Origin of the sequence: Parasutterella muris (genome assembly GCF_009767915.1) — a bacterium.
GTDB lineage: Bacteria > Pseudomonadota > Gammaproteobacteria > Burkholderiales > Burkholderiaceae_F > Parasutterella > Parasutterella muris.
This window is the reverse complement of sequence record NZ_WSRP01000022.1, coordinates 1-18,311: the sequence shown is the minus strand read 5'-3', so window position 1 is coordinate 18,311 and position 18,311 is coordinate 1. Positions and strand designations below refer to the sequence as shown.

The 18,311-nt window shown below is 46.8% G+C and carries 13 protein-coding genes; 10 read left to right on the top strand and 3 right to left on the bottom strand.

Annotation, left to right across the window (positions count from 1 at the left end; translation table 11 throughout):
• Positions 1-263: 263 nt before the first annotated feature.
• The 9 genes from E5987_RS07865 to E5987_RS07825 all read left to right on the top strand — a co-directional run bounded on the left by E5987_RS07865 (position 264) and on the right by E5987_RS07825 (position 10,790).
• Positions 264-1,382 carry an ABC transporter substrate-binding protein gene (locus E5987_RS07865; RefSeq protein ID WP_202074586.1) on the top strand — a complete coding sequence of 373 codons (1,119 nt, stop codon included), beginning with the start codon at positions 264-266 and terminating at the stop codon, positions 1,380-1,382.
• 6 nt (positions 1,383-1,388) lie between these two features.
• A complete protein-coding gene (locus E5987_RS07860; protein WP_160335548.1) occupies positions 1,389-2,423 on the top strand; it encodes a FecCD family ABC transporter permease in 1,035 nt (344 codons plus the stop codon).
• Positions 2,424-2,426: 3 nt separating this feature from the next.
• On the top strand, positions 2,427-3,182 hold the full coding sequence (locus tag E5987_RS07855; protein ID WP_160335547.1) for an ABC transporter ATP-binding protein: 756 nt from the start codon (positions 2,427-2,429) through the stop codon (positions 3,180-3,182).
• Positions 3,179-3,895 (top strand): class I SAM-dependent methyltransferase, encoded by a 717-nt coding sequence (locus tag E5987_RS07850; RefSeq protein ID WP_160335546.1) that lies wholly within the window; start codon positions 3,179-3,181, stop codon positions 3,893-3,895. Before E5987_RS07855 ends, E5987_RS07850 begins: the two co-directional genes overlap by 4 nt.
• A 191-nt stretch (positions 3,896-4,086) precedes the next feature.
• Positions 4,087-5,016 (top strand): type I 3-dehydroquinate dehydratase, encoded by a 930-nt coding sequence (aroD, locus tag E5987_RS07845; protein WP_160335545.1) that lies wholly within the window; start codon positions 4,087-4,089, stop codon positions 5,014-5,016.
• Between the two features lie 51 nt (positions 5,017-5,067).
• Positions 5,068-6,876: an FAD-dependent oxidoreductase gene (locus tag E5987_RS07840; protein WP_160335544.1), complete on the top strand. Its 1,809-nt coding sequence runs from the start codon at positions 5,068-5,070 to the stop codon at positions 6,874-6,876.
• A gap of 65 nt (positions 6,877-6,941) precedes the next feature.
• Positions 6,942-8,747, top strand: a complete 1,806-nt coding sequence (locus E5987_RS07835) for a sensor histidine kinase (RefSeq protein ID WP_160335543.1) — start codon at positions 6,942-6,944, stop codon at positions 8,745-8,747.
• Positions 8,744-9,400: a response regulator transcription factor gene (locus tag E5987_RS07830; RefSeq protein WP_160335542.1), complete on the top strand. Its 657-nt coding sequence runs from the start codon at positions 8,744-8,746 to the stop codon at positions 9,398-9,400. Before E5987_RS07835 ends, E5987_RS07830 begins: the two co-directional genes overlap by 4 nt.
• On the top strand, positions 9,390-10,790 hold the full coding sequence (locus tag E5987_RS07825; RefSeq protein ID WP_160335541.1) for an FAD-dependent oxidoreductase: 1,401 nt from the start codon (positions 9,390-9,392) through the stop codon (positions 10,788-10,790). Before E5987_RS07830 ends, E5987_RS07825 begins: the two co-directional genes overlap by 11 nt.
• A gap of 295 nt (positions 10,791-11,085) precedes the next feature.
• Here E5987_RS07825 and E5987_RS07820 read toward each other — a convergent pair whose 3' ends face one another.
• Both E5987_RS07820 and E5987_RS07815 read right to left on the bottom strand, forming a co-directional pair.
• Positions 11,086-12,420, bottom strand: a complete 1,335-nt coding sequence (locus E5987_RS07820) for an anaerobic C4-dicarboxylate transporter (RefSeq protein WP_160335540.1) — start codon at positions 12,418-12,420, stop codon at positions 11,086-11,088.
• Positions 12,421-12,536: 116 nt separating this feature from the next.
• Positions 12,537-15,977, bottom strand: a complete 3,441-nt coding sequence (locus E5987_RS07815) for an autotransporter domain-containing protein (RefSeq protein WP_160335539.1) — start codon at positions 15,975-15,977, stop codon at positions 12,537-12,539.
• 504 nt (positions 15,978-16,481) lie between these two features.
• Here E5987_RS07815 and E5987_RS07810 point away from each other — a divergent pair.
• Positions 16,482-17,462, top strand: coding sequence for a LysR family transcriptional regulator (locus E5987_RS07810; protein WP_160335538.1), 981 nt, complete (start codon positions 16,482-16,484; stop codon positions 17,460-17,462).
• Between the two features lie 152 nt (positions 17,463-17,614).
• Here E5987_RS07810 and E5987_RS07805 read toward each other — a convergent pair whose 3' ends face one another.
• A complete protein-coding gene (locus tag E5987_RS07805) occupies positions 17,615-18,157 on the bottom strand; it encodes an HpaII family restriction endonuclease (protein WP_160335537.1) in 543 nt (180 codons plus the stop codon).
• Positions 18,158-18,311 lie beyond the last annotated feature (154 nt).

Sequence of the window (18,311 nt, the reverse complement as noted above, 5' to 3'; positions counted from 1 at the left end):
AGCGCCTTTACTTCTCCTCGAATCGGAAGCGACTTCTGCTAAGAAGTCACACGCCGCCGATTGCGGAATGAGTTATTGAACCGGTCCGCTCCTAAGGGATACGCACACCAAGACGCACACAAACCAAAATAGGGCTTCTCGTTGAGTTGTTAAGTCAATTCTTAGTTTTTTAATTTATTTGTATGATAATTTTATAAAATCTCATACGAATTATTTTTCCTTTTTTTAGGCATTAATAAACTCTATTAAGGAGTACCGACATAATGAAAAAAATCCTGGCCATATTGCTGCTATCTGTTTCTTTCTCTGCTGTCGTTGCTTCCGAAAGTTTTGATATTACAGACGTTGAAGGAAGGACTATCCATTTTGATCAGCATCCCAATACATTCGTTGTCGCAAATTACATCGCAAACTTCATGATGGTGGGAGGGAAATCCAGCTTGGACAAAGTAATTGCCCTGACAAAAGACGGCTGGGAGGAAACGCGTTTCGGAGAGTACCAGGTTTTTACTCAGTCCTTTCCGAAAATGAAAGAGTTGCCGAGTATCGGCGGTTACCATGACGATATCCTTAATGCAGAGAAAATTCTGAGTCTGCATCCGGATGTACTGCTAATCGGACGCACTCAATACACAGAAAACAATCAGAGAATCAAGACGTTTGAAAATGCGGGCATCAAGGTGGTCGTCCTTGACTATCACGCTATGACCACTGCGAACCACACCAGAAGTACTGAAATCCTCGGCAAGATGCTGAACCGAGAAGACATTGCCGCAGCTCAGAATAAAACCTACAGGGATTCTCTAGAGCACGTTTACCAAACGATAAGGAACCTGCCTCAGGACAAGAAAAACCAGCGTGCCTACATGGAGACTGCCAGTAAAGGTGTTGGCAGATATGGAAACTCCTACAACAAAGACGTTCTGTGGGGCGCTATCCTCAAAAACATCGAAGCCGCCAATCTCGCAGAAAATTCTCCTCAGCCGTATATGGCACTCGACAGGGAATACGTCATCTCTCAGAATCCACAGATTATCTTTATCGGAGGCAGCATTTGGCGCAATAAATCCGAAGGCGATCAAATGAGAATGGGATTTACCGTAAAAGCGGATGATGCACAGAAGCGGCTTGCTGCTTTCACACAGCGCCCGGGCTGGAACCGGCTCGACGCGGTTAAAAACAATCAGGTTTATGCCGTTGATCACGGAAGTCTGAGAAACATGGCTGACTACACATTTACTCAGTTTATGGCTAAGACGCTTTATCCCGAAGCTTTCAAAGACATCGATCCGGAAAAAAATCTGAATGACTTCTATAAAACATATCTGCCTGAACTGAAATACGACGGCACATTTATGATTCATTTGAATAAAGCGCAGTAAGTGATGATGGCAGCAGGTTCTGCGATAGACAGTTACCGCCGAAGGATCCGTAAACGAGTACTAATTTCGCTTGCGCTAATCCTTCTGATGCTGATTCTTTTACTCGCTGATATCCAGGTTGGGACCTCAGATATCTCTTCGGCGTCCCTTCTGCGGGCAATATTGGACGGCCCCGACGGCAGCTCATCTTCCGCCTTCATCATTTGGGAGATTCGCCTTCCGATGACGTTCACGTGTCTTTTTGTCGGTGCTTCTCTCAGCCTAGCCGGTCTTCTCATTCAAACGATCACGCACAACCCTTTAGCAAGCCCCTACACGCTTGGCGTCACTGCCGGAGCAAGTTTTGGTGCGGCGGTCTCTATCACGCTCAGCTTTGCTGTTTTAGGTCAGGTTTGGATCGGCACATCGCTTTCAGCGCTCGTCATGGCGCTTTCCGTCTCTACTCTGATCTTTTACCTCGGTAATCGGCGCTCACTTACATCAACGACGCTGATCCTTGTCGGCGTGATCATGAATTTCTTCTTTCAGGCACTTCAGCAGTATCTGCAGTATCGCGCTTCCCCGGAAATCGCTCAGGTGATCTCAGGCTGGACATTCGGCAATCTGCAGAGAAGTTCCTGGATCAGCGCCTCAGTTTCAGCGTTCACGTGGACAGCGGCGATGCTTATTTCTCTGACTTACGCGTGGAAACTTACTGCTTTTGCAGACGGTGCGGAACGGGCCAACGGATTAGGAATCAATACAAACCGCCTGAGAATGTTTGTCTTTTTCGTCAGTTCCATTCTTGTTTCTGCCGCTGTCGCGTTCATCGGCACTGTAGCTTTTGTCGGTTTAATCGCACCGCACTGCACCAAAATGATTTTGGGAGATGATCAAAGATTTCTAATTATCAGCTCTTCGATCATGGGCAGCATTCTTATGCTGGCAGCATCTGTCATTTCCAAGCTGCTCTCTGATGGAGCGACACTTCCTGTCGGGATTGTGACATCGGTAATCGGTGTACCGTTCCTGTTTTTCCTTCTGATGCGCTCAAAGGAGTAGCTTATGGCGACGCTGCAAATTGATAGTCTCTCATGCGCATATAAAGGCAAACCGGTCCTGAACTGTGTTCATGCAGAGTTTTCTTCCGGACGCCTCACCGCTATTCTTGGTCGAAACGGTGCCGGAAAAACAACGCTCATCCGCTGTATTGCAGGTCTTCATGATTATTGCGGGAAAGTTCGCCTCACCGACAAAGAAAAAGTTTTAGATCGCTCGCACATTGCTTATCTGCCTCAGTTAGAAAAAATTACGTCCTCTCTGACTGCCTTTGAAACCATCCTTCTAGGTCTAACCAAACAGCTCACGTGGAAAGTTTCTCAGGAGCAGCTTCAAAAAGTCTCCGACGTGATTCGAGAATTAAAACTGGAAGCTTTAGCCGATACCCCGGTTAAAAGTCTGAGCGGCGGACAAAAACAACTCGTCTTTCTTGCCCAGGCCTTTGTATCGGAGCCAAAGATCTTACTGCTGGATGAACCGACAAGCGCTCTGGATATCCGACATCAGCTGGTGGTCATGGACACGGTTGCTAAATACTGCAAAGAAAAAGACGCCATTGCGCTTTTTGTTATTCATGACTTAATGCTTGCCTCCCGCTACAGTGATTCCATTCTCTTTCTGCATGACGGTAAAGTGCATGCGCTTGATCGTCCGGAGAACGTGCTGCATTCTTCCGTCATTGATCCGATCTATCAGATCGAGAGTCTGATCGAAAAGAACAGCTTAGGCCTCACAACTTTAACTCCGATAAGACCGTTATGAAACATCTTGAAGAAATACGACGCTATTGGGACAGCCGTTCTGAAGGCTATCGCATGCAGGTTGACGAAGAAATTCGTAATCATCGGGAAGAGGAATACAGAACGTTTTTCAGCGATCTTCCTGTCGGTTCTGAAGTTCTGGATATCGGGTGCGGTCCGGGATTTTTCACGAGACTTCTGTCGTCACTGTCCATGAAAGTTACAGCGGCAGACTACTCGGAAGAGATGCTGACGCAAGCAAAGAATCTTCTCTCAGAGACCCCGGATGCTCAGGTTCGATTTCTTCAAACCGACGCTCAAAAACTTCCTTTTGATACAGACGCTTTTGATGCTGTCGTCAGTCGGAATCTGGTTTGGAACCTGGAAAATCCGGAATCAGCCTACCGTAAATGGTTTCGCGTTCTGAAACCGGGAGGAAGGCTTTTTGTTTTTGACGGGAATCACTACTGTTATTTGTTTGACAAGACCTATGCGGATATTCATAAAGCGCAGACCGAACAAAGTAAGCACATTCTATTGGGCGTCAAAACCAGTGTGATTGATGAAATCGCTGAAGATCTTCCCCTTAGCCGTCATGTCCGTCCCGACTGGGATAAAGCCGTCCTCGCTAAAGTGGGTTTTGTAAACATCAGTACTGAAATCCTAAAAACCGTCGAAACACGCGATAAGCGATTAATGCCAACACATTTTGCCGTGGTTGCCCGAAAGCCATAGATAGACCGGTTCTTCTTCACTGAAGCAAACTTTTAGTCCCAAGTGATGCAAAATCCAGAGTTTTATATTAGAGTTTCTACCTACATCCCAAACCCCTAAGTCTTGATCTTTTACATCCTCAAGGATGTATTCAGCAAAGCCTGCTGTCTTCAGAATGAACTTATTCATTTAAAACATTTGGAGACAAGCAGATGAAAAGACGATTCCTCATGCAGTCCGGCATTTCAGGTTTAGCGGCCGCATTCTCCGGCTCAGCTCTTGCCAGCACCAAACTGAAAGGTGACGAAAAAATGATGCCGGTTGACAGTGTCAATCGTGAGCCGGGCTGGGAAAAAGGACCTGTTGAAGTTCTGGAGATCAAAGGTGTCAGAATCGGCGAAGGCCGTCCTAAGATCATCGCATCAACTACTGCTAAGACTCCGGAAGCATTCATCGCCCTAGTTAAGGACTACAACAATCGTCCGGAACTCGATATGATCGAGCTGCGTCCGGATTACATCGGCGAAATCTCCGGCAAAGAATTTGCAAAGCTCACAAAAGAAGTTTATGAAATCGCCAAAAACAAACCGATTCTCATGACCTTCCGTGACAAGACTGAAGGCGGCGGCCGTCATGTTTCCGATGAGTTCTACCGTGATTTCTATTTCGACGTTCTTGATAACGGCAAGATCGACCTCATCGATATTGAAATGTTCCGTAACGCTGACATCTGCAAACAGATCGTTGCTAAAGCGAAACAAAAAGGCGTTAAGGTCGTTATGAGTGACCATGAATTCGGCTGGACTCCTTCTGAAGCTGAAATCATTCGTCGTCTGCTGCTGCAGGAAGAACTCGGCTCCGACATCCTGAAGATCGCGGTCATGGCCCATACCACCGGCGACGCACTTGATCTGATGAATGCGACATGGAAAACTCGTCACTATTATTCCAGAAAGCCGATGCTTACAATGGCAATGGGTAAATATGGTGTAATGAGCAGAATGACAGGTGAATTCACCGGCTCAGACATTACTTTCTGCATGGTTGGCGGTAAACCTTCCGCACCGGGTCAGATCCCGAGCGAAGAAGCCAAGACAATTCTTGACTCCATCCATAAAGCTATGTATCCAAACGGTAAATAGGACCATTAACCGGAGAGGTTTAAAAGCCTCTCTCCTTTTCAGGTAAATCATATGAAAAGAAAGCTAAATCTCCTCAGCGTCTCCGTTCTGCTGGCAATGAGTATGTCAGCAGCTCAGGCGGTTGAGTTCACACCCGGTACATACACCGCTGCAGCCAAAGGCAACGGCGGGGACGTCCCGGTAACAGTGACATTCTCCAAGGACAAGATTGAAAAAATTCAAGTCGGCACTAACAAAGAAACACCGGGAATCGGATCGGTGGCCATTGAACAGGTGCCGGCCGCAATTGTTAAAAATCAGTCTTTAGCTGTTAACGCTGTAGCAGGCGCTTCGATTACCAGCAAGGCAATTCTCGCAGCGATCGCAGCCTGCGTCAGCAAGGCAGGTGCTAACCCGGAAGCTTTGCAGACGACAGTACAGAAGCAAGCCCAAAAAGCTGAAGAAAAGACTCTTAACGCTGACATCGCAATTGTCGGTGCCGGCGCTGCAGGACAAACTGCCGCAATTCGCGCTTCTCAGCTTGGCAAGAAAGTCATCCTCCTTGAAAAGATGCCGTTCGCAGGCGGCGCGGCAGCTGTAAACGGCGGTACAGTTGTTATTCAGGGCTCTAAAATTCAGAAGGATGCCGGCGTCAAAGACGACAGCCCTGAAATCATGACTGAGGACTACATTAAGAACGGTCACGGTCTAAATGACAAACGCATGCTTGACCTCTATGTCCATAATGTCGGCTCGATGATTGACTGGGCAACAACCGACGGCGGAATGCAGCTGAACACCAAAGCCGGATTCACCAATGAAGCCGAACACAGCAAACCGCGTGTTATGAGATGGGTGGACGGAGCTCAGGGCGCAACCCGCAACTTTAAAGCTTCTGTCGAAAAATCCGGCGCTAAAGTTATGCTTGGCACCCCGGTTGAAGAAATCACGCTGAACAATGGCGCAGTTACCGGCGTAAAAGCTAAGGGCAATGACGGCGTCCTCTACACGATTAAGGCCCCTGCAGTTATTCTGACTACGGGCGGATTCGGCGCCAATAAAGACATGCTGACCGGCAATCTTAAGAATGCTCTTTACTATGGCGTTAAGAGTTCAAACGGCGATGGACACCGTATGGCCATGAAGATCGGTGCCAAGACGCAAATGATGGATCTCGGCAAGATCTACCCGAACGGCATGGAAGTCGCTCCCGGCATCGCTAAGTCCACCATCTGGTCCAACAAGGCGGCCTTTGAAGACAACTCCGGCATTATGGTCAACAGAGCTGGTAAGCGTGTCATCAGCGAGCTTGATACAAACCACAATATCAAGAACGAAGAAGTGAAACAAGGCGGAAAACTCTTCATCCTCATGGATCAGAAGACATATGACGCCTTCCTCACAAAACTTAATATCACTGGAATCAGTAAAGGTGATATGGACAACTGGCTGGCTCAGGATGGTAAGGGTTATCCGATTGTCGTGAAAGCAGACAGTATCCCGGCTGTCGCTAAGAAAGCCGGTGTTAACGGAGCCGAACTTCAGAAAACAGTTGCCCGCTACAACACCTTCGTGCAAAACGGAAAAGACGAAGAGTTTAATCGTCCTGCTAAATTCATGAAGACTCAGGTATCGCTCACAGGTCCCTATTACATCGTTGAGCAGCAACCTCGCTTCGCAACAACAATGGGCGGCGTCGTAACCGACAGGACCCTAAACGTTGTGAACAAGCAGGACAAGCCGATTAAAGGTCTCTTTGCTGCGGGTGAATTAGTCGGCGGCGCTATGGGCGATGACTCGCCACCCGGAGGCAATATGGCTTGGGCTATGACCAGCGGCAAGCTTGCAGCTGAAAGCGCAGTCAAGTTCCTCAACAAGTAACTATTATCAGGCGGATGCTTCAGGGCATCCGCCCTTCAGTTCATTTTAGAAGCCAGGGGTATCGTATGGTGAAGCGAAAAATCTATGCGTTGATCCTTATGTTCGCCTTGGCTTTCGCGTTTTTCGCTTCTGCCGCAGAAACTGAAAGACCTGTTATTCGAGTCGGCTTTGCTCAGGGTTTGGAAATGAACATTGAGCAAAACACGCTCAACCCTACTCTTCATTATCTTCAGCAAAGACTTCCGCAATACGATTTTGTACTCGAGCAAATCTCACCGGTGGACACGCTTGAGGAAATCCGTAAATCTAAGCTGAATTTTTTCTTCGCGCCGAGTAATTTTTATGTCGAGATCATTCATGACATTCCTCTGACGCACATCGTTACGCGGAGTACTCTTGAAGCAGAAAATCCTGCCAGAACCTTAGGAAGTGTCTTCTTTACCAAGGCCGACAGAGATGACATAAAAGATCTTGCGGATCTCAAAGGAAAAAGCTGCGCAGCCTCTCTTCCTAACTCTCTTGGCGGATGGCTTGCCGCACTGGGTGAAATTAAAAGAAACGGCTGGAATCCGGATAAATTTTTCAGCAAGGTCAGTTTCCTTCAATTTCAGACGCCCGACGTTTTAAACGCTGTGTTAGTCGGAGCCGCCGACGTTGGAGTACTTTCAACCTGCACACTGGAAAACGCGGTTCGATCCGGAATCATCAGTCAGGATTCCATTAAGGTTATCAATCAAAAGAACGAGAATGCCAATAGTTTGAAATGCGTCCGCTCTACTGAAGCGCTCTATCCGGATCTGGTTTTTGTTGCTGTTAAAGGTACACCGGAGACGATTATCAAGAATGTTGCCATTGCCCTATTAGCCATGCCCGATTTTGACCATTACCGATGGTCTATAGAAGACAATTATTATGCCGTCCGCTCTCTTTTAGAGGACCTGCAGCTCGGGCCTTACGCATACATGCGCGATAACACTGTCCCAGCACTTTTCAAACGGTTCAAAACTGAGATCCTTACCGCTTTAGGACTAATTCTTTTCCTTGTTCTCAATGAACTCAGACTTCACTGGCTGGTAAATAGAAAAACCCGAGAACTGCATCAAGCGCTGAAAGATAAAATCGCAGCCGATAAAACACTACAGTCCGAGAGAAAGAAAATGGCTCTTTTGGAGCGAAACGGCGTTATCTCGCAAATGAGCAGCATTATCGCTCACGAAGCTAAACAGCCGCTCGGAACAATCCTTAACTATCTGGAAATCCTACGAATGAAGCAGGAAGTCAGTCCAGAAAAAGACCCCATCGTTCTATCCGCTATTAATCATGTGGCTCAACAGGTTGGCAGACTGAACTCTCTGGTTGAGTCCGTCCGCAATTTTGCCAAAAAGAAAGAGAATCCGCTGATTCCGAGTGACCTTGTTGAGATCACAGAAAAAGCAATTCGCTCTTTCAGGAGAAATGAACCGGAATATGACGCTGTAAAAGTGAACTTTCTCAATGGAGCTGGTAAGGCTTTGGTTCGTTCGGATCCGGTTTCCTTGGAACTGCTCATTATTAATCTTCTAAGAAACGGCGCGCATGCGGCATTGGAAGCTGAAAAGAAACAAAAGCCTTTTATTAAAATAACGATCAGTAGAATCGAGTCTTCGAGATTTGAGCTCAAGATCGAAAACAGCGGGAATGTGATGACAGATGAGCAAATGGCTCGACTAATCTCACTCGGAGAGAGTGTAAAGGCTGAAGGTCTGGGACTCGGGTTATCCATTATCCGATCGATCGCTGATCATCATTCGGCCGATCTCAGTTTTAGGAAAAGAAAAGGCGGCGGCGTTGCTGCTCTTCTGGAAATCGATCAGCTGGAGATTGAAACATGAACAACACACATGAATTAAATAGACTTCAGCAAAAATGCGTCGTGCGGCTTGTTGATGATGACACGCAGTTTTTAGAGTCTCTGAAAGTTCTTCTGTCTATGAAGGGATGGTCAGTTAGAGGTTTCAGCAGCGCAGAAAAATTCATAGCGGAAGAGCGCTTCATAGAACCGGGCTGCCTTGTTCTCGACATTAGAATGCCGAACCTTACCGGCCTGCAACTTCAGCACCACATTGAATCAACGGTTGCGCATCCGATTCCCATTATTTTTCTGACCGGTCATGGCGATGTCGAATCTGCAGTCCATACGCTCAAACATGGCGCACTTGACTTCCTTCAGAAGCCGGTTGCGCCGGCCGTGCTTTTAGACTGTATACGGCAGGCTTGCGCAAAGAGTCTAACCAGCCAGGGCGAAAGAAGTGAACGCGATAGAATTGAAAAACGTTTTAACTCACTGACCAAACGCGAAAAGCAAATCTTCGAGATGGCGGCTCAGGGTGTTAGCAATAAGGGCATCAGCGCCAGGCTTGATATTGCCGTTCCAACCGTAAAAATGCACAGAGCCAATGCTTTTGACAAGATGGGCGTGCACTCTTCTCTTGAAGCCTCAAAAGCCTATTTTGTCATGACCGATGAGAAAGATCATGATCAGTAGAAGACAGATAATTATTGGTACGGCATCCGCCTTAATGGCTCCCGGACTGTGTTTTGCCAAGAAAAAGTGGGATGTCATCATTGTCGGCAGCGGTGTCGCAGGGCTTTCCGCCGCAGTCTCTTCTTTGCAAAGTGGAGCAAAATCCGTTCTTATTCTTGAAAAAAGTCCCGTCATCGGAGGCCATTCCATTGTTTCCACAGGCTATGTGAGCGCAGTAGACCCAAAGCGTCAAAAGTACAAAGACTCTCCTGAGCTCATGCTGGAAAACATGCTTGAAATCGGCGGTCACAAGAACGACACGGCTCTTGCTGAGATCGTTTGTCAAAGATCCTTTGAGATCATCAATTGGCTGGAAGATGTCGGCGTAAAGTGGGAGCCAACGCTGCTTCAAACCGCCGCAGGGCTGTTCCCCAGAAGTCATATTTCCAATACGGTAAGAGCCGGATATGACTATGTCATGGCGCTCAACAGCTACGCAATCAGGCATGGAGCCAAACTGCTTCTTAATACAAAAGTCGAATCACTCATTACAGAAGATGGCCGCGTAGTGGGCGTTACCGCATCCCTTGGCAAAGATCAAAGCGTTCCGATGTATGCAGGCGCCGTCATTCTTGCGACAGGAGGATTTACGGCTAATGTAGAAATGCGCACCAGATTTGATCCCAGACTTGGCCCGGAATTCGCAACCACTGCAAACCCGTTTGGCAACGCTTATGACGGAGCAACCGGAGACGCAATAACTATGACTGAGCCGCTCGGAGCCGCGCTCAAAGATGCTCAATATATTCAGCTCATCCCTTTTTGGGGCGGCCGACTCCTGGATTATGTCGGCGGAGATATTTTCGTCAACAAGCACGGTAAACGCTTCGTAAGCGAAAGCGCCTCTTGGAAGGAAATCTCCGAGGCGGTGCTGAAGCAGCCTGATAAAGAAATGTGGGCAATTACGGATTCCCAATCACGTAAAGGCGCAAGTCTTGGCATCAAGCTCATGAATCAAGTCGTTAGAAAAGCCAACAGTGTTCAGGAAATGGCTTCGATCATGCATGTCGAACCATCGGTACTTACTCAAACGCTTGATACGTACAACCGACATGCAAAGATAAATGAGGATCCGATTTTCCATAAAAACAGATTTACTCAAACTATTTCTGTACCGCCTTATTACTTCGGCATTGAACGCCTTTGCGTACACTTTTGCTGCGGGGGCGTTCGATTTAATAAAAATGCGCAAGTCCTTCGCAAGGACGGAAGTGTCATTGAAGGGCTCTATGTTTGTGGAGAAGCTTCGGGAGGCCTTCACGGGCATGACAGAATGGGCGGCGTCGCACTTACTTCGGCTTTTGTTTTTGGAAAGATTGCAGGCAAACATTCAATTAGTCAAACTGCATGATGTTTATATGCCTAATGGTGGAACTTATAAATACAGGCTACCAAAGATCCAACAAACATACGTTATAAAAAAAGGGCAAGCAACACAAAGACTGTGTGGCCTGCCCAATACTTCCAAGATACGTCTTCTTTCAGAGGGGATATCTAGTTATAAAAATATCGATAGATCAGCACTAAACAGAATGCCGATATCAGAAGAATCATTGTTACTGCATAAGCTGTAAGCCCAGCTTTGAAGCAAAAGAGGATCACTTCTGTCATTTGAATCTCTCAATGGGGGCGTGCGCCCCCGTTAATTAGAAGAGCCCGCAGACAACAAAACCTAAAGCGACAGAGAAGAAAATCGCTAGAACGCCAGGGATGAAGAAGGAGTGGTTAAAGACCCACTTACCGATGCGTGTTGTACCGGTGTCGTCCATCTGAACAGCGCCGAGCAGTGTCGGGTATGTCGGGAGAACGAACAGAGCGGAAACAGCAGCGAAGCAGGCAACCAGCATGTAAGCGTTATCGGGGTTGGCTGCAGTGATGCCGAGTGCCGCAACAACTGTCGGAGTAATCGCCTTAGCGGTAGCAGCCTGAGAGTACAGGAGCATAGCGGCTAAGAAGAATACAACGGCAAGCAGAGCTGGGTACTGGCTGATGGTCTGAGAAGCGAATGCCTTGATTTCGTTGGTGTGACCGGAAACGAATGTATCGCCAAGCCATGCAACGCCGAGAACACAGATACAGGCAACCATACCGGACTTGAAGACGGATGTACCGGCAACATCACCGAGTTTGACTTTGCAGAGGATGGTAATAAGAGCACCGACTGTAAGCATCAGGCTCATAATGGCCGCGTCACGAGGAACAACAACATTTTTGATCAGACCTACAGCCGGAGAAATCGCGGAAGCATAGAACACAACGCAGAGAACACCGATGAGGAAGATCCAAACAGAGAGTTTGGCCTTGGCATCGATCTTCATTTCATGAAGACCAACCGCAGGTTTAACCAAGCCTTCTTTGAGTCTTTCCTGATAGATCGGGTCTGTAGAAAGGTCCATCTTAGAGATAAGCGTCATGATGAACGCTGTGATCATGCAGCCTGCAAATGTAGTGAGAAGCCAAACACCCAGCAGAGCCGGATAGCTCCAACCGAAGGGTTCCAGAACACCTGTCATGTAAATAACAGCAGCGGAAACCGGAGAAGCGGTAATTGCAATCTGAGAAGCCACAACCGCGATAGAGAGCGGCACGGACGGACGAACGTTTTCGCCTTTGGCGACTTCGACGATAACCGGGATCATCGAGAAAGCTGTATGCCCTGTACCGGCAAAAATTGTCAGAACGTATGTGACAACCGGAGCGAGGTAGTTAATATATTTGGGGTTCTTGTAGAGAATTTTCTCAGCAATGTAGACCAAATAGTTAAGACCGCCCGCGAGCTGCATCGCAGAGATAGCAGCGATCACGGAAGCAATAATCAGAATCACATCCCAGGGGATATTGCCCGGTTTCATGCCAAGGCAGAGACCGAGAACGAGAACGCCAGCACCACCGGCGTAACCAATGCCGATTCCGCCAAGACGAACACCAATGAAGATCGCGCCCAACAGGACAATGATCTGAAGAATAATCATGATATCCATAGTTTTTCTCTTATTAACTTGGGACAATGGAAGGTGATCGGCAGAGGACGATATATCCTTCGTCCTCTGCCTAAGCTTCGTCAGAAGCTCCTAGTCACCCAGGGAGAAAGCCGGATTTAGAAGGCAAGCTTGAATGTTGCGCCAACACCGTTGGATTTAATCTTGCTTCCGAAGGCACCGTAGTAAGAGACTCCCAGAGAAGCACTCTTGCCGAGCTGAGCTTCAAGACCGACACCCACCGCAGCGACAGCAGAGAGTTTTTCGCTCTGAATCTTAGCTGTTGCGCCGTTTCCAAGTTTAAGTGTGGACTTGCCGCGTGTGTCACCCATGTACTGTGTCCAGTTCACGTCAGCGACTGCCTTGAGTTTTGCAGCACCGGCTTCAAACGGCACTTTAACGCGAGCACCAACATTAGTTACAGCGAGATTCTGGCTGTCGAAGCTGGTCGAAGCTTTTCCGCCTGCGTAATCAGTGCTGAAACCGTCAGCGGACAGATGCATCCAAGCTAAACCAACATACGGTTCAACATTGACAGTACCAAGATTCAGACCGGTGTAGGCCACTTCACCGAAGACCTGAGCAAGTTTTGCGTTGTAGCTCGGCGAAGAAGCAAATGCCTGATTTCTGTAGAACAGAGCTGTACCGGCGTCTCTATCCTGCTGAGAATAAGCAAAGCCATAGTTCAAGCGAACATCGCTGATCTTGGACTGACCGTAGATGCCAAAATGCAGATCATCCGAGTCAATCTTGCCATCAGCACCGCCCTTGAACTTAGTCTTGCCGGCACCAAAGAAGACACCAACCTTGTTATTAACGTTGATATCAGCTTCTAAACCAACCAGGCCAGTGTAGAAGTCGGACTTGAGCTTGGAGGAACCGGCACGGTCCATCTTCGACCAGTTGCCGACTGCGGACATCCAGAGGCGAGCACGGCCGTCATCAACATCAGCAACACGAGCTGCTCCGTCAATACCGATAGCCTGATCCTTAATGGCGCGGACTAAGGACTGACCGTTTGCAACAGTCATTGCATTTGCGGTGACATGGATATCGTTTGCGAGAGAAGCAATCGTCTGTCTTGCTTCATCTTTAGTTGCACTGACTAAACCGGAGAAAAGTGCTTCATCAGCCATCAGAGCATTAGCAACAGAAACGCCATTGCCGTTGTTTGCGTAGTCAGCAAGTGTCTTATCGCTCTTCTCTAATACACCGGTGATCTTATTGCCGTCGACAGTGATTGTATGGTCAACCAAAGCATAGTCCGGTGTCACGATAGCGTTGTTCGCACCTTCCAGGGTTTCGGCTGTGACTGTACCAACCTGTGCATTACCGTCCCAGGCCTGTTCGAATGCATCATTTGTGAGAGAACCCACTGTGATCTGAGCACCTTCGTTGAAGGTCAGGCTCTTGAGCTGAACATCCTGATCAGCGATAACTGCGAATGTACCGCCGTCGTTAACGACAACTGTAGCCTTCTGAGCTTCTGCACGGCTAACACCGCCAACTACAGAATGGAGTTCTCCTTTCTGTGTGAACTGGTCATTGTATGTCGCCAGTACACCGAATGTACCGCCGTTTACATTGACAGCACCGGAGCCGAAGGATTCAGTGAAGCCAAACAGCTGGCCTTCTTCTACCGTCGTACCGCCTGTGTAGGAGTTCTGGCCTGTCATCACTAATGTGCCAGCGCCGCGCTTAACGAGAGAACCGTTATATAAGCCGTTGTCGATCTTGTTTTGAATCGCTTCAGCGCGTTTCTGATAATAGGCCGCTCTCCAGGCTTCAGCATCATCGGCAGAAATGACATGGTTAGTAAAGTCTCCATCTCCGTCACCGACAACAAAGTTCTCGCCGAGTTCGTAGTCTCCGGAAAGATCAGTACCGTTCTTGGTCTGTTCCATCCATGCCAAGTCTTCTTTTTCTCGCTGCTTCAGAGCAACTTCTGAAATATCATTGGTCCAAACGTCAAGCGGAGTCGAGTTCAGGTTGTAGTCAAATTTGCCCAGGAACTGTCCGGGACCATACATGCCTTTTTCAAGATCAGGCACACCCCAACCCATTGCATCCGATACTTCTCCTTCTGCGGGAGTGGAGCCGTCCTTATTGTTCCAGCCCTGCATATCGGTTCCGTCAGGGTTCTTGTGGTTAGCAGTTGTGAACATCACATCACGAACCTGAGTCGCATCCATGCTGGCATAGCGCGACATCAAAACGCCCATTGCCCCGGCAACGTGCGGTGCTGCCATGGATGTTCCGCTGGAACTCTGATAACCCGGAGCGCCTGTCGTCGAATTTACATTTGTCGAATAAATACTTGCTCCAGGAGCCGCAACAGTCCACCATTTACCAAGACCGGCCTCATTGAATGTGTCATATAAACGATAAGTGTCCGGAGCACCGTCCTTACCGGCAACTCTTCTTAAGCCGGCCACTGCAATCCACTGGCTCTCTGCTTCAGGATTGAAATAGGGGAACAAGGGCCTGTAGAAGGGATTGTTAGAGTCGCGGTTTCCAGTTGTGAAAATCTGGACAACCTTAGTTCCCTTAACTGCATCCCAAGCTGCATCAACGAAACTCTTATTCGTTCCGCCGTACATCTTGTTGTGATAGAAATACTCGTATTCAGCTTGAGCAACATCATTTGTCGGAATATGTCCGCTGAATGAAACACGAACATCCCCTTCAACAGGTGCTGCAGCCGTACCGGCATTCGCTTGCTTCATCGCTTCCTGTACTTCTGCGACTGTGGGAAGTGAATTAACCGTGGTCCATTTGCCATTTTTGTATTGCTGAAGGATACCGATACGAATATTCGTTCCCCAAGAGTTGTTGATAACACCGCCTCTTTCAGCACCGTTATCTGCAACAAGCTTGTCTGCTAAAGCCTTCCAACCCTGATAGAAGTATTCGTAATCTTGGAATGGACCGTAGTTATTATTATCAGTAGCACCAGTATTACCTACGATAATATTTGAACCCCAGGAAACGCCGTGCATTTCGTTTCCATCTCTGTTCGCGCCTACAGTTCCTGTAACATGAGTGCCATGTGTATCATTAACACCCATCATCCAATCGCCCGTTACTTCAAATGTTTCTCCCTTTGTAAAGGGTTGACCCTTTGTAGGTTCTACATCCTGTCCGGCATAAATAACTGTCACAACGGACTGAGGATATCTGTTGCCATCCGAACCGTATTCGCCGGAAACAACCGTGCCGGTAATTCTTCCACCGGCTAAATCAGGATGAGAAAGAAGTGCTCCAGAATCCATTACGCCAACAGTCAGGCCCTGGCCGTTAAAACCAAGAGCATATGCTGAGGAAGCGTGCATGGCAGCCAAACCCCAATCTTTCTGATACTCAGCCGTTTCCCAGGAAGCCTTATCTCCTAGCGTACCTGTTTCAACATAGGCGGCAGAAGCAGCTCCGCCAAACGCAAGCATTGCAGCACAAATAGCGACTGATACCTTTGCTCTTTTGCCGTGAGAATTCTGTTTCTCACTGGTCGTGACAAAAGATTGTCTGGCATCACTCCAGATAGCTTTAAATGCCTTATTCATAACCATTTCTCCTTAGGTTATCCATAAAATGGATTAATTTAATTTGCGCAGAAAATACACCTAATAAATTTCTGCACTTCGAGGTAAAACCTCTTTTTTATTATTTAATATTTAGTAAAACTTAGTAACAGGGATAACGCTAAAAAAAATGAAGAAATTATTCTTTATTTAAACGATAATGTTAAAACGTTTAAAATAAACTATTAAATAGCTAGAAATATATTATATCAACCTGAATTTATTGATTATTTTTTTATAAAATATTATCTGGTATTGCTCATTAATATAATTTAAAGCGTATCTATAAAAATATTATATTTATTTCTAACTATCCTAGGACAACCTTATATGAAACTAATATTTAGCTGGACAAAACATAACTTAATAAAGAATGTAAAATCACTGATAGCTATTAATTGACAACGGCATAGAGAATTTAATAACTTAAAAGTTAAATCAGTCTATTTTTGATCCCAGAACCCTTCTAACACTACCAATTTTTATATGGATACCCAACATCTAAGCATCTTCATTTCTGTAGCCGACGCCGGAAGCTTTACGAAAGCCGGATATCTAATTGGTAAGAGTCCACAGGCACTTTTTAAGCAGATCACGACCTTAGAAGAAAAAATCAATCTCAAATTATTTGATCGGAGCCCTACAGGCTTAACTTTGACACCTGCGGGCAAATCTCTATATAAAGATGCAAAATATCTTATCTCTTTCTCAAAGGAAGCCTTGTCAAGAGCAAGGGAGATTGAGCGGAGCGATGGCAATTTAATTCGAATTGGCATCTCCCCCTTTGCTTCTGCTAAATTCCTCTCACAGGTTTGGCCAATTGCAATAAAGCAGTACCCTAACCTTAAAGCGCAAATAATTCCTTTTGACACTGATGAGACAACAGGCTGGGACGTCCTGACTCATCTCGGCTCAGAGGGAAAGATTGATATTCTGCTTTGTGCCTACGATGACAACTTTTTAACAGAGAGGAAGTGTGCAGCCCTAAAACTTAGAGAGCTACATTTCACTCTCTCCATGACTACTACTCACAAGTTATCCAACGAGAAACAAATCACATTAGAGCGCTTAGCTGAATTCTATTCACCCTCAATGCGTTCTATAAATGTGACTCCAAACACACGATTATCATCCAGCTTTCTGGAGGGGGTATTGGTTAGAAAACATTCTTGGTTCCAAAGTTATGATGCCTTAAAAAGCATACTGTCATCAGCTAAGATTCCTTGTCAATTTTTTGAGAACCTCTCAATGGACGTATTAAATCTCTGCGGAAACTCTCAAAATTTATTATTAGGAACAGATGCATGGTTATTCGCCCATCCATTGCTCAAAACAATTCCATTTGATACTGAACTGACACTCCCCTTTGGGGTCCTTCACTCACGAAAACCTTCAGCCCAAGTTAAAAAATTTCTCAAAATCGTAGATTTTGTAAATGTTGAATATAAAAACTTTGAACTGTGGTAGGCGGGGAGGAGTGAATTGCCGCCACCCTCAGATCAACGCCCCCGCCGTTATTCCGTACCACATCGAAATATACCGCTCGGGTTTCTTATAGTTATTTTTACGATTGCGTTTACGTAATTTCAGACGCGTAACGATCTTTTTCCACCATTGCCCTAGATCAAAACACTAACCTTAAACTGTAAGCATAGACTCGGGGCATCGTCCTCAGCACTAGTGCAGCGCACGGGCTGACCTTCTGCAAATTCAAAGAGATCACTGCCAAGTAACCCTGTCTCGAAAAACATATATTTGAAGAAGTAGTCCGACATGCAGTTTCTCGAGAGAAGATCAATGCAATAACACTCTTGCTTTTCGTTCACAGCAATCAGTCCTCCGACAACACTGTCTCTGCCGTCCCATTTTGTCGACACCTCAGCTCCGCGTAAGAAACCCAAAAAGATGTTTTTTATTCGATGAGCCAGGACCTCTTTGATACGATTGCCTGACCAGCTCAGCCCCTCTAAGAGATCCTTTGCCGCTAAATTAGAGGGATGAGCTCTTCCGCTTGCAAGTTTTTCTAGGACTTCACCAACAGCTGCGTATCGACCATGAGAAAGATTCGATTCAAGAAGCAATGCCGCCATAAGCAATTCACCTGTATCGCAAATTAGACAAAGAGTGTATTGAAGCACTGAGCTCTGACAGTGTGCGAACATGAACTACCTCGCACTCACGTGCGAGATTTCATGGGAGCGTGCTCCCATTTCTAGCAATTGGCGAACACCCACACATGCATGCAGGTTTCGTACAATTGCGGGCGTGTCCACAAAGACGCCCCCATCGAGTTCGAGCAGCTTTTTGAGCCACTCA